Source organism: Pseudomonadota bacterium, assembly GCA_013285445.1.
Classification (GTDB): Bacteria; Pseudomonadota; Gammaproteobacteria; order Xanthomonadales; family Wenzhouxiangellaceae; genus Wenzhouxiangella.
This window is the reverse complement of sequence record CP053448.1, coordinates 2,947,966-2,964,212: the sequence shown is the minus strand read 5'-3', so window position 1 is coordinate 2,964,212 and position 16,247 is coordinate 2,947,966. Positions and strand designations below refer to the sequence as shown.

The following is a 16,247-nucleotide window of genomic DNA, read 5'->3' as shown; positions in this document are numbered from 1 at the left end:
TCAGGACGGAAAGACCCAAAAGGTCACGAACAGGTAAACCGCGTAGGCCAGCAGAAATGTTGCGCCCTCGATGCGACTCAGACGGCGGCCCGTCCACAGCATGACCAGGACGGCCACGCTGCTGGCCAGCAGGACCCACTGGTCGAAGACCACCAGTCTGCGAGGGAAAGGCAGGGTCTGGAGCAAGGAAGAAACGCCGAGAATCCCGAGCAGGTTGAACAGGTTGCTGCCCAGGATGTTGCCGACTGCCACGTCCACCTGGCGCCGGATGACGGCCAGCAGCGACACGGCCAGTTCGGGCAGGGAAGTGCCCACCGCCACCAGGGTCAGGCCGATGACGGCTTCCGACACGCCCAGGTCGCGCGCCAGGGCAACCGCGCCGATCAACAGCACGCGCGAGCCGGCGATCAGCAAGACCAGGCCGCCGATGATGGCGAGCGTGATGTAGGGCACTGAATGGTCGGCGCTCCCCGGTACGGCGTCCGGGTCGACCTCGCGGACGTTTTCGGCTTCCAGGCGCTTCTCGCTGCGATACGCCCAGGCCAGGTAGGCGGCCAGGCCGGTCAGCAGGATGAGTCCGTCGACTCGTCCCAGGGCGACGCCTCCGGCCAGCAGGATAAACAGGCCGCTGACGGCCACGCCCGAGACGCCGTCCCTCGACAGGCCCAGCGGCGTGACCGGCAAGGGGCGCACGACCGCGCAGAGGCCGAGAATCAGCAGCACGTTGGCGATGTTGCTGCCGATCACGTTGCCCAGGGCGATGCCCGGCTGGTTGATCAGCGCTGCGTCCACACTGACCACCAGTTCGGGCATGGAGGTGCCGAAGCCGACGACCAGCAGACCGGTGAGCAGGGTGCTGATCTGCAGGCGGCGCGCAAAGCCGAGCGCGCCGCTGATCAGCAACTCGCCGCCGGCGGTAAGCAGCCCGATTCCGAGGAGCACCAGGAACAGGTCAAACCACATCGTTCATGCTCCGGTTTCAGTTCAGAAAGCGTGGCGTCACCTTTCGCCCCGCGCCACGGCGGGCGGCCGGCAGATCAGGCGATCGAGCCATGACCGGCGCCATCTGGCCATACTTGAAACCAGGACCGTTAGGGCACTCAGCGTCAGGGTGATTGATACGGCTCGCTCCTGTTCCAGCGCCCAGCATTCTACACTGCCGCAGTGTCCCACCTTGAAGCCGGCTGCCGATCAGAGCTATTCTCTCCAGGACAATCCAATTCAATGAACTGCCGCCAAGAAGCAGCCAGGAGGGAGCAATCTCATGAACCAGCCAGATTCCACCGGGCCATCCCCGGCGTCTCGAACAACGCTCGAGTTTCGCGGCGGCAAGGCGCTGAGCGCCCTGCCGATCCTGTTTTTCATCTTCTGGGCCATTTTCCAGTCCGGCCTGCTCGGTATCAGCGCCACCGGCGGGCTGATCGTCGGCATGCTCGTGGGGCTGATCCTGGGCATGCTGTTTGTCAAGGGCGACTGGAAGGGCTATGCCGACACGGTCTTCGAGGGCATGGCCCAGCCGGTGGCCGTGACCGCGATCGTGGCCTGGTTGTGGGCCGGGATGTTCGCCGGTACGCTGCAGGTTGGCGCCTTCGTCGACGGCCTGGGATGGCTGGCCGTGGCCGCGGGCATCGGCCCGCTGCTGTTCCCGGCCATCACCTTTCTGCTGGCGGCGCTGCTGGCGACCGGGATTGGAACCGGGTACGGTACGGTGATCGCTTTCGTGGCCCTGTTCTTCCCGGCCGGCGTGGCGCTTGGCGCCGACCCGATTCTGATGTTCGGCGCGATCCTCTCCGGCGCGGTGTTCGGCGATAACCTGGCGCCGGTCTCGGACACCACCATTGTCAGCGCGGTCACGCAGGATTCGGACGTCGGCGGCGTGGTCGCCAGCCGCTTCAAGTACGCCATCATCGCCGCGGTGCTGTCGCTGATCGCGTACGTGATCGCCAGCGCCATGTTCAGCGGCAGCACCATTGCGCCGGAAGTCGCTGAAGCCTTCCGGGCGCAAACCGCTCCGGCCGGATTGCTGCATCTGTTGTCCATGGGCGTGGTCATCTTTACCGCCATTGCGGGGCGACACATCATCGAGGCCATTTCCTGGGGCCTGATCGTGGCCATCATTGTCAATCTGGCCTTCGGCCTGGCGCCGGGCACCGACATGCTGGTGTTCAACGTTGCCGCGGGCGGCTGGGCGGCCGAAACCTTCGGTGGCTGGCCGCTGGTTGAAGTGGTTGCTGCGGCCGATGCAGGCGTCGGCGGCAGCCTCTACAGCGGTGCGCTCGGTTTCGCCGAACTGGCCGTGCTGATCCTGCTGGTCATTGCCGGCGCCCAGATCATGATGCGCGGCGGCGCCTTCCATGCGCTGGAAGCGTGGCTGCTGCGCACGGTGGCGAAAACCGTGCGGTCGGCCGAAATGGTCATGGTGACGGTGACCGCTTCGATCAATGCGGCGATTACCATCAATACGGCCGCCCAGATTGCGGTCGCACCCTACATCGCCACGATCGGGAAGCGCTTCAATCTCAATGGCTACCGACGCGCCAATATCCTCGATGCCAACACCTCGGCTCTGGGCTATATCTTTCCCTGGGCCGGGGGGGTGCTGGTTGGCTATACGCAAATGGTGGCGCTGGTCGACCAGTACGACTGGTTTACCAGCGACATGGTCGTCGCGCCTGTTCAGGCCTGGCCCTGGGTCTTCCACGGCTGGCTGCTGGTCATCGTCTTCCTGGTGTCGGCCTGGACCGGTTTCGGCCGCGAGTACACCACCGACCGCCTGAGCAACCGGAGTAACGAATCATGAGCAAGGGATTGTTCGCCAACTGGCGCTTTCGCACCTCGACCCCGTCATTCGAGCCGGGAGATCTGGTCGAGGTCTATCTGACCGCGTTTGATGCCTCAACGGGCGAGGGCGAGGCCCGCATCGGCGACAGCGTGCTGAAGGTCAGCGGCGCCACAGCCGACCAGGTCGACCGGCTGGTCACGCTGAGAGTCGCTTCATTCGACCCTCAGGGTGCCCGGGGTACGGCAGCAATGACCGGCGACTGAGGCCGTGCTCCCGCGGTGCGGCCGCCGGAACAACCTGAAACCGGGCCCGGCAAATGGCCATTCGGCAAGGCCGGCTGCAGCCCGCCACGGTCACGCTTCAGTCATGACGCTGGCCGGCAGGCAGTCCTGTCTGCCGGTCCCGGCAACCGGCGTGCCCTGATGAATGGATCCTTCCAGGACTCTCCGCACCCAGTCGGACGCAATGGCATGATGCGGCACTGGCGGCCACCGCGCTCGATCGGGCTGGTTCCGACAGGGCTGTTTGCGCTGGTCGTGCTCCTGACGTATGTAGCAACAGCGATTCTGGCCCGACAGCTGGTCGGCGCCGGGCCGCTGGCTACCATCTGGCCGCCCGCGGCGGTGGCGTTTTGCGCGCTGCTGATGGGCGGCTGGTGGATGGTGCCGGTGCTGGTCGTTGCCGATATGCTGGCCATGCGCCTGACCGGCCTGCCGCTGCTGCTGCTGGCTCATGTCGGGGGGATTGCGGGCCCGGTCATGGGCGTCGTGCTGTATCGACGATTGATCTCGCGTGCACCGGTTCCGCAGCGTCTTGGCGAAACGGCGCGCCTGATCTTTCTGGTGCTCCCGGCCATTGCCATGATCACAACCGTATTTGGCGTGATGGCGCTTCGCATGGGCGAGATGCTGGAACGCTTCCCGACCACCCTGGTGACAGCGGCCTGGCTGCTTGGCGATCTGCTTGGACTGATCGTGTTCACGCCACTGCTGATGGCGCTGTCGACGCGCTGGTGCGGGCTAGGTGGAAGCTTCGATACCAGGCGTCGCGGCCACCGCTGGGAGCCGGTCGTGGTCAGCGGGTTGGCCCTTGGGGCGCTGCTGGCCACCTGGCATCGGCCGACACTGGGACAGCTTGGCTGGCTGGCCGGATCGCCGGCGCTGGAGGTTGTTCCGCTGCTCCTGCTGATGTTCGTGCTCATGCTCTGGAGCGCGCTCCGGCTGTCGTCCCTGACCACGTTCATCATCGTTCCCTTGCTGGTGCTTGCAGGCCTGCGCATGGGCGTATCGAGTATCGCGCCGCTGGCCTCGGATGCCGTTATTGCCCAGTGGCTGCTGCTGCTGCCCACGCTGCTGGTCATGAGCGCCACCGCCTTGGTGATTGAAGCCGGTGATCGGGATCGGGAACAATATGAGCGGCGCTTGCGTTACCAGTCACGACACGATCCGCTGACTGGTTTGCTGAATCGAACGGCATTTGCCGAACAGGCGCGGGCCCGGCTGCAGGCGGATAATGGATCATCGTGGCTGCTGGGCTACATGGATCTCGATCAGTTCCAGTCGATCAACGATACCCTGGGTCACGGCAGCGGTGACGAGATGCTGACTGAGCTGGCCGGTGTGCTGCAGAAAACCCTGAATTCCGGCGATTGCCTGGCGCGACTGGGCGGCGATGAGTTCGGGCTGATCGTCCAGGGTGCCTGGGGCGGTGACGGGGAAGCGCGCATTCGCAGGATCCAATCGCGCATCGGCGAATTCAGGTTCGTTCGCGCCAGCCAGCACTTCTCGGTACGCGCGACGGTGGGCGTGACGCCGCTGGCCGGCGATCCGGAGGATTACGAACGCCTGCTGGGTACCGCCGATCTTGCCTGCATTGCCGCCAAGGAGAGCGGCGGCAACCGGATCCTGTTTACCTCGGGACCGGATCGCATCTATCGCAGGCTGACGGAAATGAAGCGCATTCCCCTGATTCAGCAGGCCATCGATGCCGATCGGATCTCGCTGTGTGAGCAGCCGCTGGTGTCGCTGTCCAACCCGGGACAGAAGCAGATGGTCGAGGTGCTTTGCCGTCTGCGCAACGACGACGGCGTGCTGCTGATGCCCGAGGCCTTCATTCCGGTGGCCGAACGGTTCGGGCTCATGCCCGCGATTGACCGTCTGGTCGTGCGCAAGACACTGAGCTGGCTGGCGACCACGCCCGATCCGCCGCAGCGCTGCTTCATCAACCTGTCGGCGGCCTCGGTCAACGATCCGGAGTTCACCGAATTCCTGTTTGCCGCCCTGGCGGCTCCGGGCGCCGACCCCGCCCGTCTCGGCTTCGAGCTGACCGAAACGGTGGCGATCAGTCATTACGCCACGGCCAGCAAGCTGATCGACCGCCTGCGCGCACTGGGTTGTCTGGTTGCGCTCGATGATTTTGGCACCGGCATGTCCTCGTTTGGTCATCTGCAGCAGCTCAATGTTGATATGGTCAAGATCGATGGTCAGTTCGTGCGCGACCTGACGGTGCGCCCGATCAACGAAGCCATCGTTCGGTCGCTGGCCCAGGTCGCCCGTAGTACCGGAATCTTGATTGTGGCCGAATGGGTTGAGTCCGCCGAGATTGCCGCCAGTCTGGATGAGATCGGAATCGACTACGCCCAGGGGTACCACTTCGGACGACCGGTCGGGATACGCTGACCCGACTGATCGAGCGGTCGTGGCCATGCCGCTGGTGTTCTGGGTTACTCTGCGCCCATCCATGGTTGCAGCGACAGTGCACAGACGATGACCAGTCAATACCAGGCGTCCGATATCGAGGTTCTGCAGGGCCTGGAGCCGGTCCGGCGGCGGCCTGGCATGTACACCGACACTGCGCGGCCCAATCACCTGGTTGCCGAAGTCGTCGACAACGCCGTCGATGAAGCGCTGGCCGGCTACGCCAGACACATCGAGGTAGTCCTGCACGAGGACGGTTCGGTGGAAGTGGCCGACGATGGCCGGGGGATGCCTGTCGATCCCCATCCGGAGCACAAGCTGCCCGGCGTGGAACTGATCCTGACGCGCCTGCATGCCGGCGGCAAGTTCTCCGGCAAGAACTACAGGTTTTCAGGCGGGTTGCACGGCGTCGGTGTGTCGGTTGTCAACGCGCTGTCGAAAAAGCTGGTCTGCCGCATCAAACGCAACGGGGAAGAACACGAGATCGCCTTTGCCGGCGGCGAGACCGAAAAACCGCTGAGGGTCATCGAATCAGTGGGCAAGCGAAATACCGGTACTCGCGTCCATTTCTGGCCGGATCCGCAGTACTTCGACTCGCCCAACATATCCCGTCCACGCCTGAAACACCTGCTCAAGGCCAAGGCCCTGCTCTGTCCGGGGCTGGAGGTCAGACTCGACGACCGGGCCGGCAATGAAACCGAAACCTGGCAATTCGAAGACGGTCTGCCCGACTATCTGACCGAGAGCCTGGACGGTCTTGAGCGGCTGCCCGAAACGCCCTTCACGGGTGATTTTTCCGGTGCCGATCAGGAGGCCGAATGGGCGCTGGCCTGGGTGCCCGAAGGCGAGCTGGTGCAGGAGTCCTACGTCAACCTGATCCCCACGCCGGCTGGTGGCACTCATACCAACGGTCTGCGCACCGGACTGATCGAGGCGCTTCGCGAGTTCTGCGAGATCCGCAGCTTGCTGCCTCGCGGCCTGAAGCTCGCGCCGGAGGATGCCTGGGAACGGCTGAGTTTCCTGCTATCGATCAAGCTTTCGGATCCGCAGTTTTCCGGGCAGACGAAAGAGCGGCTGAGCTCGCGCTCGGCGGCCAGTTTTGTCTCCGGTGTGGTCAAGGACGCGTTCACGCTCTGGCTCAACAAACACGTGGATTCCGGCGAGGCGATTGCGAAGCTCGCCATTGATAATGCACTCAGGCGACACCGGGCCAGAAAGAAAGTCGCGCGCCGCAAGGTCACACAGGGGCCGGCGTTGCCGGGCAAGCTGGCCGACTGTGCCTCGACCGATCTGGAAGAGACCGAGCTGTTTCTGGTCGAGGGTGATTCGGCCGGCGGCAGCGCCAAACAGGCCCGGAACCGGGAATACCAGGCAATCATGCCCTTGCGCGGCAAGATCCTCAATACCTGGGAGACCGATCCGGCCCAGGTGCTGCAGTCGCAGGAAGTGCACGACCTGGCGGTGGCGATCGGTGTCGATCCCGGTTGTGACGATCTGTCCAGGCTCAGGTACGGCAAGATCATCGTGCTGGCCGACGCCGATTCCGACGGCCTGCATATCGCCACTCTGCTCTCGGCGCTGTTTCTCAAGCACTTCCGTCCGCTGGTCGACGCCGGCCGGGTGTTCGTGGCCATGCCGCCACTGTACCGCATTGACGTTGGCAAGCAGACCTTCTACGCGCTCGACGCCGAGGAGCGCAGGGGCCTGCTGGCGCGCATCGAGGCCGAGCAGATGAAGGGCAGAATCACCGAGACCCGCTTCAAGGGGCTCGGTGAGATGAGTCCGCTGCAGCTCAGAGAGACCACCATCGACCCCGATACCCGCCGCCTGCTGCAGCTGACGGTTGATGACCCGGCCGGGACCGATGCGGTCATGGACATGCTGCTGGGCAAGAAACGCGCAGCCGACCGCCGCGCCTGGCTGGAAGAGAAAGGCAATCTGGCCGACGTGTCCTGAGCGATGCCGGTATCGTCCCGGGTCGTGGCGACAGTCAGCGGCTGTCCGGAGGCACGTCGGGCGCGAAGTCGAACGAGTCGTAGAACAGGCGCTCCTCGGGCAGACCTGCGCTCAGAAAGGCCCCGCGAGCCGCCCGGATCATGGCCGGGGGCCCTGACATGTAGACGTCATAGCCGGACAGGTCGCGATGGCGGCGCAGGACGGCTTCGTGCACCAGACCGGTATCACCGGTCCAGTCGGCATCGGGCTCGGTCAGCACGGGCACGTAGCTGAGACGCTGATGTGATCGCAGCCATTGTTCGATCAGGTCGGCGGCGTAAAGGTCAGCGCTGCAGCGCGCGCCCCAGAACAGCTCGATCGGGCGCGGATCGCCGGCATCAATCAGTTCTTCGATCATCGACTTGAGCGGGGCAAAGCCGGTGCCGCCGGCCATGAGCAGCGCGGGCCGCGGGCTGCTGCGGCGGAAAAAGAACGTGCCCAGCGGGCCCTCGAAGCGCAGAATCTCGCCGGTTTGCATGGTGTTGAAGACATGGCCCGTGAAGCCGCCCCCCTCGACGTGCTTGACGTGCAGTTCGATGAAATCGGGCTGCCCCGGTGGCGAGGCGATCGAGAATGCCCGGCGCTTGCCCTGCGCCAGCAGCACGTCGATATACTGACCGGCGAGGAACTGCAGGCGCGCCGCTGCCGGCAGCTTGAGGCGCAGGCGCATGACCTGCGCCGTGAGCCGATCCATGGATTCGACGCGTGCCGGCAGCAGTCGTACCGGGATTTCCTCGATCTGTTCGATTTCGCGCGCATCGATAACGACATCGCCTTCGGCGACGGCCTGGCAGCTCAGTATCTGGGCGTCGAACAGCTCGTCTTCGGTCAGCGCCTGCGGCGGGTTGAACGGATAGCAGACCCGGCCGTCGAGCAGCCTGCACTTGCAGCTGGCGCAGGTGCCGTTTCTGCAGCTGTAGGGCAGCACGATGCCCTGGCGCAATGCCGCCGCCAGTATGGTTTCGTTCCGGCCGGCCCGGAATCGGCGCTGGTTACCGGTGATGGTGATTTGTGCTGATGATCTGTCGTTCCTCACGCCAACGGCCTGTCCGGTTGATCGTCTCGCCATGATGCCAGATTGTGCGTCGAGACCGGATCCGGTGTCCTGCTGTGCTACGCTTCGCGCGGATCAAAAGGACAGCCAGAGTCTTGGAAAAGTGGGTCAAGCTGGTAACGGCCGATCATCCGGTCGAGGCCGGCTTTGTGCGCGGACTGCTCGAGGCGCAGGATATCGAGGTCCAGCTGCGCAGCATGGAGCTGTGGACGGCGGCCGTCGAGATCTACACGGCCGAGGGCGCACGCCCGTCCGTCTGGGTCAGGCCCGCCGATCTGGAGCGGGCGCGCGCGGTGCTCGAGAAGTCCCCAGCCGATGCAGGATCACCCTGGCACTGTCCGCGCTGCGGGGAGGCGCTGGAGGGCCAGTTTACCGCCTGCTGGCAATGCGGCTGCAGGCGCGAGGCAGAGGAATGACCAACGCGGCTGATCGCGAGCCGCCGTTTCGCGGCACCTGGCGACTGATCTGGCGCCTGCCGCTTTTTGGCCTGCACGCGCTGTTTGGGTTGCCGCTGACGCTGTGTTGCTTTTTGCCGGTGGTCCGGGGTCTGCCGGCTGGTGGCATGCCGCTCAGGCTGCGTGCCCACATGACCTGGCAGCGTTGGACCCTGCGTCTGTTCGGGGTTCGACTGCGCGTGACCGGTCGCCTGCCAGAGGGGCCCTGCCTGGTCGTGGCCAATCACATCAGCTGGCTGGATATCGTGATGTTGCAGTCGCTATGGCCCATGTGGCTGGTGGCCAAGTCCGAAATCCGTCGCTGGCCGCTGATTGGCTGGCTGGCCGAGCTGGGCGGCACGCTGTTCATCGAGCGCGGGCGTCTGGATTCGCGCCGGCGCGTTGGCCGACGCATGGCAGCCTTGCTGCGGCGCGGTCACACGATCGGCGTGTTTCCCGAGGGTGGAATTCGTCCCGAGCCGGGCGTTGGCCGCTTTCATGCGCCGCTTTTTGCGCCGGCTGTGCGCACGCGCGCCGCGGTGGTGCCGGTGGCCATTCGCTACCAGCGGGATGGCCTTGACCTGCACGAGGACGTGGTGTTTTCCAGCGGCGAGAGCTTTCCGCGCAATCTGCTGCGGCTGCTGGCCCAGCGGCCGCTGGACGGTCGTCTGTCGATCGGGACTGCCCTGCACGACTGCGCGCGCGGCCGGCGAGCGCTGGCCGAACAGTCCGCGGCAACGGTGAGGCGCCTGTATGCCGAAGGCTGAAGCACCCTTCGAACCGACCGGTCTGCTGGCCAGCCGCCACGTGCAGTCGGTGCTGACGTCGGGTCCCTGGCGTCGTCTCCGGGTGCGGCGTCAGGCAGCGGCCTTTCTCCATCGTTCGCAGCGCTGCATCGTCGAAACCCGGGATGGTACGCGTCTGCTCGGATTTTTCAATCATGCCCGGTCCCACCGTCGCGATGCCCTGGTGATCCTGCTGCATGGCTGGGAGGGGAGCGTCGAGTCCAATTATCTGCTGTCGAGCGCGCTGGCTTTCGACCAGGCCGGTTTCGACACCTTTCGCCTCAACTTCCGTGACCACGGTGAGTCGCACCATCTCAATGAAGGCCTGTTCCACTCCTGCCTGCTCGAGGAGGTTCTCGATGCCGTGGCGCAGATTTCCGCCCGCTATCGGCCGGGTCGCCCGGTCTACCTGGTCGGGTTTTCACTGGGCGGCAACTTCGCGCTCAGAATTGCACGGCAGGGCCCGGCCCGTGGCTTGTCGCTGCCTCGTGTGGTTGCGGTCAGCCCGGTCATTCGGCCGCGTCATGTGCTGGACGCGCTCGAGCGCGAACTGTCGATCTACGAGACCTATTTCGTGCGCAAGTGGCGGCGCTCGCTGAAGATCAAGCAGGCATTGTTTCCCGAGCGCTATCGGCTGGATGCTTGGTTCAAGCTCAAACGGCTGCGCGAGCAGACCGAGTGGCTGGTTGAACAACTCACCGAATTTTCCGATCTCGAGGCTTACCTGGAGGGTTATTCTGTCGCCGGCGACTATCTCGAAGGGCTCCGGACTCCGACGCTGATCATTACCGCCGAAGACGACCCGGTGATTCCCGCGGCGGATTTTCTTGGCCTGCCGCGCCTGCCGGCACTCGATCTGGAGATGCTGCGGCACGGCGGGCACTGCGGGTTTCTGGCCAACTGGCGACTGGACAGCTGGATCGAGCAGCGACTGACGGAAGAGCTATGCACGCTGACGGACAAATGATCAACGAGGCACGGCGCCTGTTCGAGGCCCGGCGCTATGACGAGGCAGAGCGCGCGTTGGGACAGGCCGCGGACCAGCTGGGTCGTCGCGCGGAGCTCGTGAGCATGATGGGCGTGTGCCGACACCTGAAGGGTGATGCAGACGGCGCCGTGGCGCTGCTGCGCGAGGCGGTCGAACTGGATGCCGATCAGCCGGAGAGCTGGTTTCAGCTCGGTCGCGTGCTGTTCGAGCAGGACCGACCCCACGAGAGCCGCGAGGCGCTGCTGCGCTGCGTTGATCTGGCGCCGAATCATGCGCGTGCCCGCGTTGCCCTGGGTCAGATCGCGCTGGCTGAAGGCCGCACGGACGCCGCCCTGGATGCGCTGCGAACGGCCCTGCGGGCCGACCCGGATAACGTTGTCGCCATGAGCCTGCTGGCGCGGCTTTTGACCGTGGACGGCAAGCTCGAGCAGGCGCACGAGCTGGCGGCGCGCGCGGTGCAACTCGATCCGGACGATGCCGGGGCGCAGCTTGCCATGGCGCAGGTGTTCAGGGCTCGCCGGCATCTCGATTTCGCCGAGCGCTGCCTGCGCAATGCGCTGGTGCAGCGACCCGGTGATGCCGAGATCCTGGTCGAGCTCGTCGGTGTGCTGCAGCAAGGTGGACATGACGGCGAAGCCTTGGCGCTGGTGGCCGGCCTGTCGGAGGCGCTGCGGCAGCGCCCGGACATCGTGATCAGCGAAGTGCGTAGCCTGCACCGCACAGGACGGCTGGGACCAGCCCGTGCCCGCCTTGAGGAACTGGGCCAGCGAGCCGAACTGCCGCCGCAGGCACGTGCCCTGCTGGCCGAGCTGCGGCTGGCCGGCGGGGATATATCCGGTGCGCTGGTGCTGGCCGCTGAGCTTGCGCCTGACCGGCCCGACCATGCCCGGCTGATCGAGGCCCTGGCGGCCGAGCGGCAGGCGGCCCACGATGAAGCCCTGGCGCTAGCCGAGGCACTGCTCGACAGCGAAGATCGGCACGTCAACCGCCAGGCCCGTCTGCTGCTCGGCCGCTTAGCCTTGCGCGGGACCGCTCATGCCCCGGGCCTGAACGCGTTGCGGCCCCTGGTCGATGCCGATCCCGGCGATTGGGCTGCCTGCTGGATACTGGCGGATCTGTACCAGCGCGCCGACGATCCTGCCGCGGCCGCAGCGGTGCTCAAGCGCTGGCTGCAGTCCGACAACCGCAGTGATCGAGTAACCCGGCAGCGTGTCCGAAACCGGCTCGGCGATCTGCTGGATCGCCTGGGGCAATATGAAGCAGCCGCCGAATGCCTGGTCGACTGCGGCTGGCGGCCGGCCCCCTTGGTTCACCAGCCTCAGCGCATCGCAAGTCACGATCTGGCCCGGGCGTGGATGGAAATCACGGCCTGGCCGTGGTCGGTCGAGCCAGTCGGGGACGGGCGCAGCGCGCCACTGTTCGTGGTTGGCTGGCCGGCCGGCGGACGTGAGGCCGTGCTTGATATCCTGGCCGCGCACCCGGGGACGGCGCTGCTGCCGGCAGCCGACGCAGACCGTCGCCTGCAGGTCCTGGGCGCAGCCGCTGATCCCGAAGCCCTGGCTGTGCTGGATGAAACGGCACTGAGGCTGGGCCGCAAGCGCTATCTTCGAGCTGCCCCGGTGCCGGATAGGCAGCGGGTCGAACCGGCCTGGCTGCAGGCGGCGGATCTGGCCGTGCTTGCCCGCTTGTTCCCGCAGGCTGCGGTAATCATCGTGCAGGCGGGCGCTGATGATCTGGAGCTGGCCTGGCGCCTGGCGGGATTTGACAACATCGAACAGATGCGCCGGGCGCAGGAACGCGATTCGGCGCTGCTGGCGCACCTGGCCGGACTGCTGCCGCTTGACTGGGAGTGGATCGAGCGTGCCGAGCTGGTCAAGGCGCCCGGCAGCGTTGCCCGACGCCTTGCGGCGCGGTTCGACCTGGGGCCGGTCGATGGCCTGACCGAGCGTCTTGGCCCGGCCGTTGCCGCCATGCGCCCCGATGGCCACTGGCGGCACTATGCCGGGCTGTTGCCTGCCGGCGATGCATGAGATTGTGTCGAAGCGTCACGCAAACGTCATGCCCGATAATGCCCGTTTCCGCTAACATGGGCCGGATCCCAGGCATGGTAATCGGCTTGCGCAATCTGCTGTCCGCTGTCCTGATCCTGCTGCTCGTATCGTGCTGTCCCGGACAGTCGGTTGACGAACGCGGCTGGCCGACCGAACTGGTGCTGGGGCTGGTGCCGGCGCTGGAGGCCGAGGCGCTGGTCGACAATCTCGAGCCGTTGACCGAGCATCTCGAGGCCGAGCTGGGTGTGCCGGTCAGTTCGTTCGTGCCGCAGGACTACACCGGCCTGGTCGAGGCACTGGGTTCGGGCCGGGCCGATATCGGCATGCTGCCGCCGTTCGCAGCCATGCTGGGTCAGCGGCGCTACGATATTGAAACCATCCTTGTTTCGGTGCGCAAGGGCGAGACGGGCTATCGCTCGCAGTGGTTTACCAATGACCCGTCAGTGTGTGCCGATGTTCCGGTCCTGACCGAGCGACGCTGCGAAACCCGGGTCAAGGGCAGGGCGGCGCGGACCGTGAAGTTTGCAGAATGCAGCGGCCACCTCGAGGCGATGCGCGGATCGAGCGTGGCGTTCGTTGATCCGAACTCCACGTCGGGGTTCCTGTTTCCCGCCGTGCAGCTCAAGGATCGGGGTATCGACTACAGCGACGATATCGAGAGCCTGTTCGTCGGCGGGCACGACGCCGCGGTGCTGGCGGTCTATGCCGGCGATACCCGCTTCGGCGTCAGCTACGATGATGCCCGCAACATGGTCTGTGACCAGTACCCCGACGTCGGTGAGCAGGTGATCGTCTTCCACTATGCGCCCATGCTGCCCAACGACGGCGTGCAGGTCCGGCCGGGGCTGCCCGACGATCTGGTCCAGGCCATCCGGAATGCCTTCATCGGCCTGGCCGAATCTCAGGCGCATCTGCCCGATGACCAGAAGGTGTTGTGGGTGCTCTATGAAATCGATGGCTTCGCGCCGCCGACCGAAGGCATGTACGAACCGGTACGCGCTGCCTACGAACTGATGCGTCAGTGAATCGAATTGCGTGGAGCCAATGATGCACAGCACTGAACAGGGTCGGGGCGCCATTCGCTTTGCCGGCGCCGGCGTGGTCTATCCCAACGGCACCGTCGGGATACAGGCGCTCGATCTCGAGATTGAACCGGGGGAATTCGTGGTCATTGTCGGATCGTCGGGGGCCGGCAAGTCAACGCTGCTGCGTGCGGTCAACGGACTGAACCGGCTCACGGCCGGCGAGGTGACGATCGACGCTGTGCCGGTGCCGCGGCGCAACGGGCGAGCGCTGCGCGAGCTGCGTGCTCGCGTTGGCATGATCTTTCAGGACTTCCGGCTGGTGCGCCGCATGACCGTCATGTCAAACGTGCTCATCGGCCGGCTGGCTCACGTGCCCGGCTGGCGTTCCATGCTTGGCCTGTGGCCGGCCGCCGACCGCGAGATTGCCCTGGATGCGCTCGAGCGTGTCGGCATTCCCGACAAGGCCTGGGTCAAGGCCAGTCAGCTTTCGGGAGGACAGCAGCAGCGCGTCGGCATTGCCCGGGCGCTGGCCCAGCAGCCCGCCATTATCCTTGCTGACGAACCGGTGGCCTCGCTCGACCCGGTCACGACCCATCAGATCATGAAGGACCTGGTGCGCATCAATCGCGAACTGGGTATCACCACGCTGGTGAACCTGCATTTTCTCGACCTGGCGCGCCAGTACGGCCAGCGACTCATCGGTCTAAAGCAGGGGCGGCTGGTCTACGACGGTTCGGCCCAGTCAGTCACCGATGATGATTTCCGTACCATCTACGGTCGCGAGTTCACTGCCGACGATGTGCTCGACGAGGACGCCGTGTGATGCCCGATCGACCGACACGCAACTGGTGGCTGATCGGTTTCGCGACCGCTTTTGTGATGATCATGACCGGGTGGTCGGCGCACGGCATTGGACTGTCGCTGACCAAACTGCTGTGCAACATTGCCGGCGGCAGCCGGCTGCTGCAGGAGTCCTGGCCGCCGGATTTCGCCTTCCTGCCGCGCCTGGCCGGTCCGTTCATGGAGACGATCAACATCGCCATCGTCGGCACCGTCATCGGCGCCATCCTGTCGATCCCGGTCGCCGTGCTGGCTGCGCGCAACCTCACGCTTGGCCGTATCGTCTGGTTTGCCGACCGCAACTTCATGAACGTGCTGCGCACGCTGCCGGATCTGTTCTGGGCCATGCTGTTTGCCACCGCGGTCGGTTTCGGGCCGGTGGCAGGCGCGCTGGCGCTGTCGGTGTTCACGATCGCGGTCATCTCCAAACTGTGGTCGGAGTCGCTCGAGGCGATCGATATGGGTCTACCCGAGGCGGTGCGTGCCGTCGGCGGCAGCTGGCTGCAGATGCTCCGGTTCGGCGCCATCCCGCAGGCGCTTCAGCACTACGTCTCCTACGCGCTGTATGCCTTCGAGCTCAACGTGCGCGCCTCGATGGTGCTTGGACTGGTCGGGGCCGGCGGCATCGGCATGATCCTGGAAACCCAGCGCGCCAACTTCGAATACGAACGCGTGACCCTGATCATCCTCGCGGTGCTGGTGGCGGTATTGATCATCGAGGAAATATCCGAGCTGATTCGGAAGCGGCTGACGTGAGTACGGTATCGATCAGGCCGCCGCGGCGCGTTGGCTGGGCCACCTGGGCGACGTTCATCGTCGCCGCCCTGTTCGTCTGGTCGCTGGTCGTCATCGAGTTCTCGCCGGGGCGCATGATCCAGGTGCCCGGCCAGGTCGCCCGTGTACTGTCGTTTTTCTGGCCGGTCGACATGGCCTATGGCTGGGACCGCGTGCTGCCGGCGATCATTGAGTCGATCCAGATTGCCTGGATCGGCACGCTCATCGCCGCCGTCCTCTCGCTGCCGCTGGCGCTTCTCGGCGCGCGCACTCTTTTTCCGCGCGTGGCCCGGGTTGTCAAACTCGTCTCGGCCACCGCACGCGCCTTTCCCGAGATTCTGCTGGCGATCTATTTCGTGCCCATTGTGGGTCTGGGCGCGTTTGCCGGCGCGCTGGCCATCGGCATTTCCTCAGTCGGTATGCTGACCAAACTGGGCGCCGAGGTTGTCGATTCGATCGACTTCGGGCCGGTCGAGGCGGTCGAGGCTGCCGGCGGCTCGCGTATCCTTGCGCTGCGCTATGCCGTGGTGCCGCAGGTGCTGCCCGAGATCGTCGCGCACTGGCTGTTCCGGTTCGAGCTGAACATCCGCGCCTCGGCGGTGCTCGGCGTGGTCGGTGCCGGGGGCGTCGGTGGCGTATTGCTGAACACGCTGCGCTATCGGCATTTCGAAAAGGCCGCTGCCGTGCTCATCCTGACCATCGTCGTCGTGCTGGTCATCGACATGATCTCCGGGGAAATCCGGCGTCGCATCATTCGCGGGTAGCCGGCGATGGTCCGTTGACCGCGGCTCGTCACCCGATGAGTATAATCAGGCCAAATCCC

Annotated in this window: 14 protein-coding genes; 12 read left to right on the top strand and 2 right to left on the bottom strand. The window is 65.4% G+C overall.

The window, feature by feature from the left end:
• A complete protein-coding gene (locus tag HND55_13240) occupies positions 1–963 on the bottom strand; it encodes a calcium/sodium antiporter (GenBank protein QKK03541.1) in 963 nt (320 codons plus the stop codon).
• A 301-nt stretch (positions 964–1,264) separates the two neighbouring features.
• Between HND55_13240 and HND55_13235 the strand changes: the two genes are divergently transcribed.
• The 4 genes from HND55_13235 (at position 1,265) to parE (ending at position 7,434) form a co-directional block, all read left to right on the top strand.
• The gene (locus HND55_13235) at positions 1,265–2,800 is read left to right on the top strand and encodes a Na+/H+ antiporter NhaC family protein (protein ID QKK03540.1); all 1,536 of its coding nucleotides are present in this window, start codon (positions 1,265–1,267) and stop codon (positions 2,798–2,800) included.
• Positions 2,797–3,045, top strand: coding sequence for a hypothetical protein (locus HND55_13230; GenBank protein ID QKK03539.1), 249 nt, complete (start codon positions 2,797–2,799; stop codon positions 3,043–3,045). Before HND55_13235 ends, HND55_13230 begins: the two co-directional genes overlap by 4 nt.
• A 207-nt stretch (positions 3,046–3,252) precedes the next feature.
• Positions 3,253–5,460, top strand: coding sequence for an EAL domain-containing protein (locus HND55_13225; protein QKK03538.1), 2,208 nt, complete (start codon positions 3,253–3,255; stop codon positions 5,458–5,460).
• Positions 5,461–5,547: 87 nt separating this feature from the next.
• Entirely contained in the window at positions 5,548–7,434 is a 1,887-nt protein-coding gene (gene parE / locus HND55_13220) for a DNA topoisomerase IV subunit B (protein ID QKK03537.1), read from the top strand.
• 34 nt (positions 7,435–7,468) lie between these two features.
• On the opposite strand, the gene HND55_13215 is transcribed toward parE, so the two are convergent.
• Entirely contained in the window at positions 7,469–8,542 is a 1,074-nt protein-coding gene (locus tag HND55_13215) for a CDP-6-deoxy-delta-3,4-glucoseen reductase (GenBank protein QKK03536.1), read from the bottom strand.
• Positions 8,543–8,622: 80 nt separating this feature from the next.
• Here HND55_13215 and HND55_13210 point away from each other — a divergent pair, with 80 nt between their 5' ends.
• The 8 genes from HND55_13210 (at position 8,623) to phnE (HND55_13175) (ending at position 16,188) form a co-directional block, all read left to right on the top strand.
• On the top strand, positions 8,623–8,943 hold the full coding sequence (locus HND55_13210) for a DUF2007 domain-containing protein (protein ID QKK03535.1): 321 nt from the start codon (positions 8,623–8,625) through the stop codon (positions 8,941–8,943).
• On the top strand, positions 8,940–9,728 hold the full coding sequence (locus HND55_13205) for a 1-acyl-sn-glycerol-3-phosphate acyltransferase (protein ID QKK03534.1): 789 nt from the start codon (positions 8,940–8,942) through the stop codon (positions 9,726–9,728). Before HND55_13210 ends, HND55_13205 begins: the two co-directional genes overlap by 4 nt.
• Positions 9,715–10,713: an alpha/beta fold hydrolase gene (locus HND55_13200; protein ID QKK03533.1), complete on the top strand. Its 999-nt coding sequence runs from the start codon at positions 9,715–9,717 to the stop codon at positions 10,711–10,713. Before HND55_13205 ends, HND55_13200 begins: the two co-directional genes overlap by 14 nt.
• The gene (locus HND55_13195) at positions 10,710–12,764 is read left to right on the top strand and encodes a tetratricopeptide repeat protein (GenBank protein ID QKK03532.1); all 2,055 of its coding nucleotides are present in this window, start codon (positions 10,710–10,712) and stop codon (positions 12,762–12,764) included. Before HND55_13200 ends, HND55_13195 begins: the two co-directional genes overlap by 4 nt.
• Positions 12,765–12,838: 74 nt before the next feature.
• Positions 12,839–13,810 (top strand): phosphate/phosphite/phosphonate ABC transporter substrate-binding protein, encoded by a 972-nt coding sequence (locus tag HND55_13190; GenBank protein QKK03531.1) that lies wholly within the window; start codon positions 12,839–12,841, stop codon positions 13,808–13,810.
• Positions 13,811–13,832: 22 nt separating this feature from the next.
• Positions 13,833–14,633: a phosphonate ABC transporter ATP-binding protein gene (gene phnC / locus HND55_13185; protein QKK04108.1), complete on the top strand. Its 801-nt coding sequence runs from the start codon at positions 13,833–13,835 to the stop codon at positions 14,631–14,633.
• Complete coding sequence (gene phnE / locus HND55_13180; protein QKK03530.1) at positions 14,633–15,406, top strand: phosphonate ABC transporter, permease protein PhnE; 774 nt, start codon at positions 14,633–14,635, stop codon at positions 15,404–15,406. The genes phnC and phnE (HND55_13180) overlap by 1 nt, the downstream gene beginning before the upstream one ends.
• Entirely contained in the window at positions 15,403–16,188 is a 786-nt protein-coding gene (gene phnE, locus HND55_13175; GenBank protein ID QKK03529.1) for a phosphonate ABC transporter, permease protein PhnE, read from the top strand. Before phnE (HND55_13180) ends, phnE (HND55_13175) begins: the two co-directional genes overlap by 4 nt.
• The last annotated feature ends 59 nt before the right edge of the window (positions 16,189–16,247 follow it).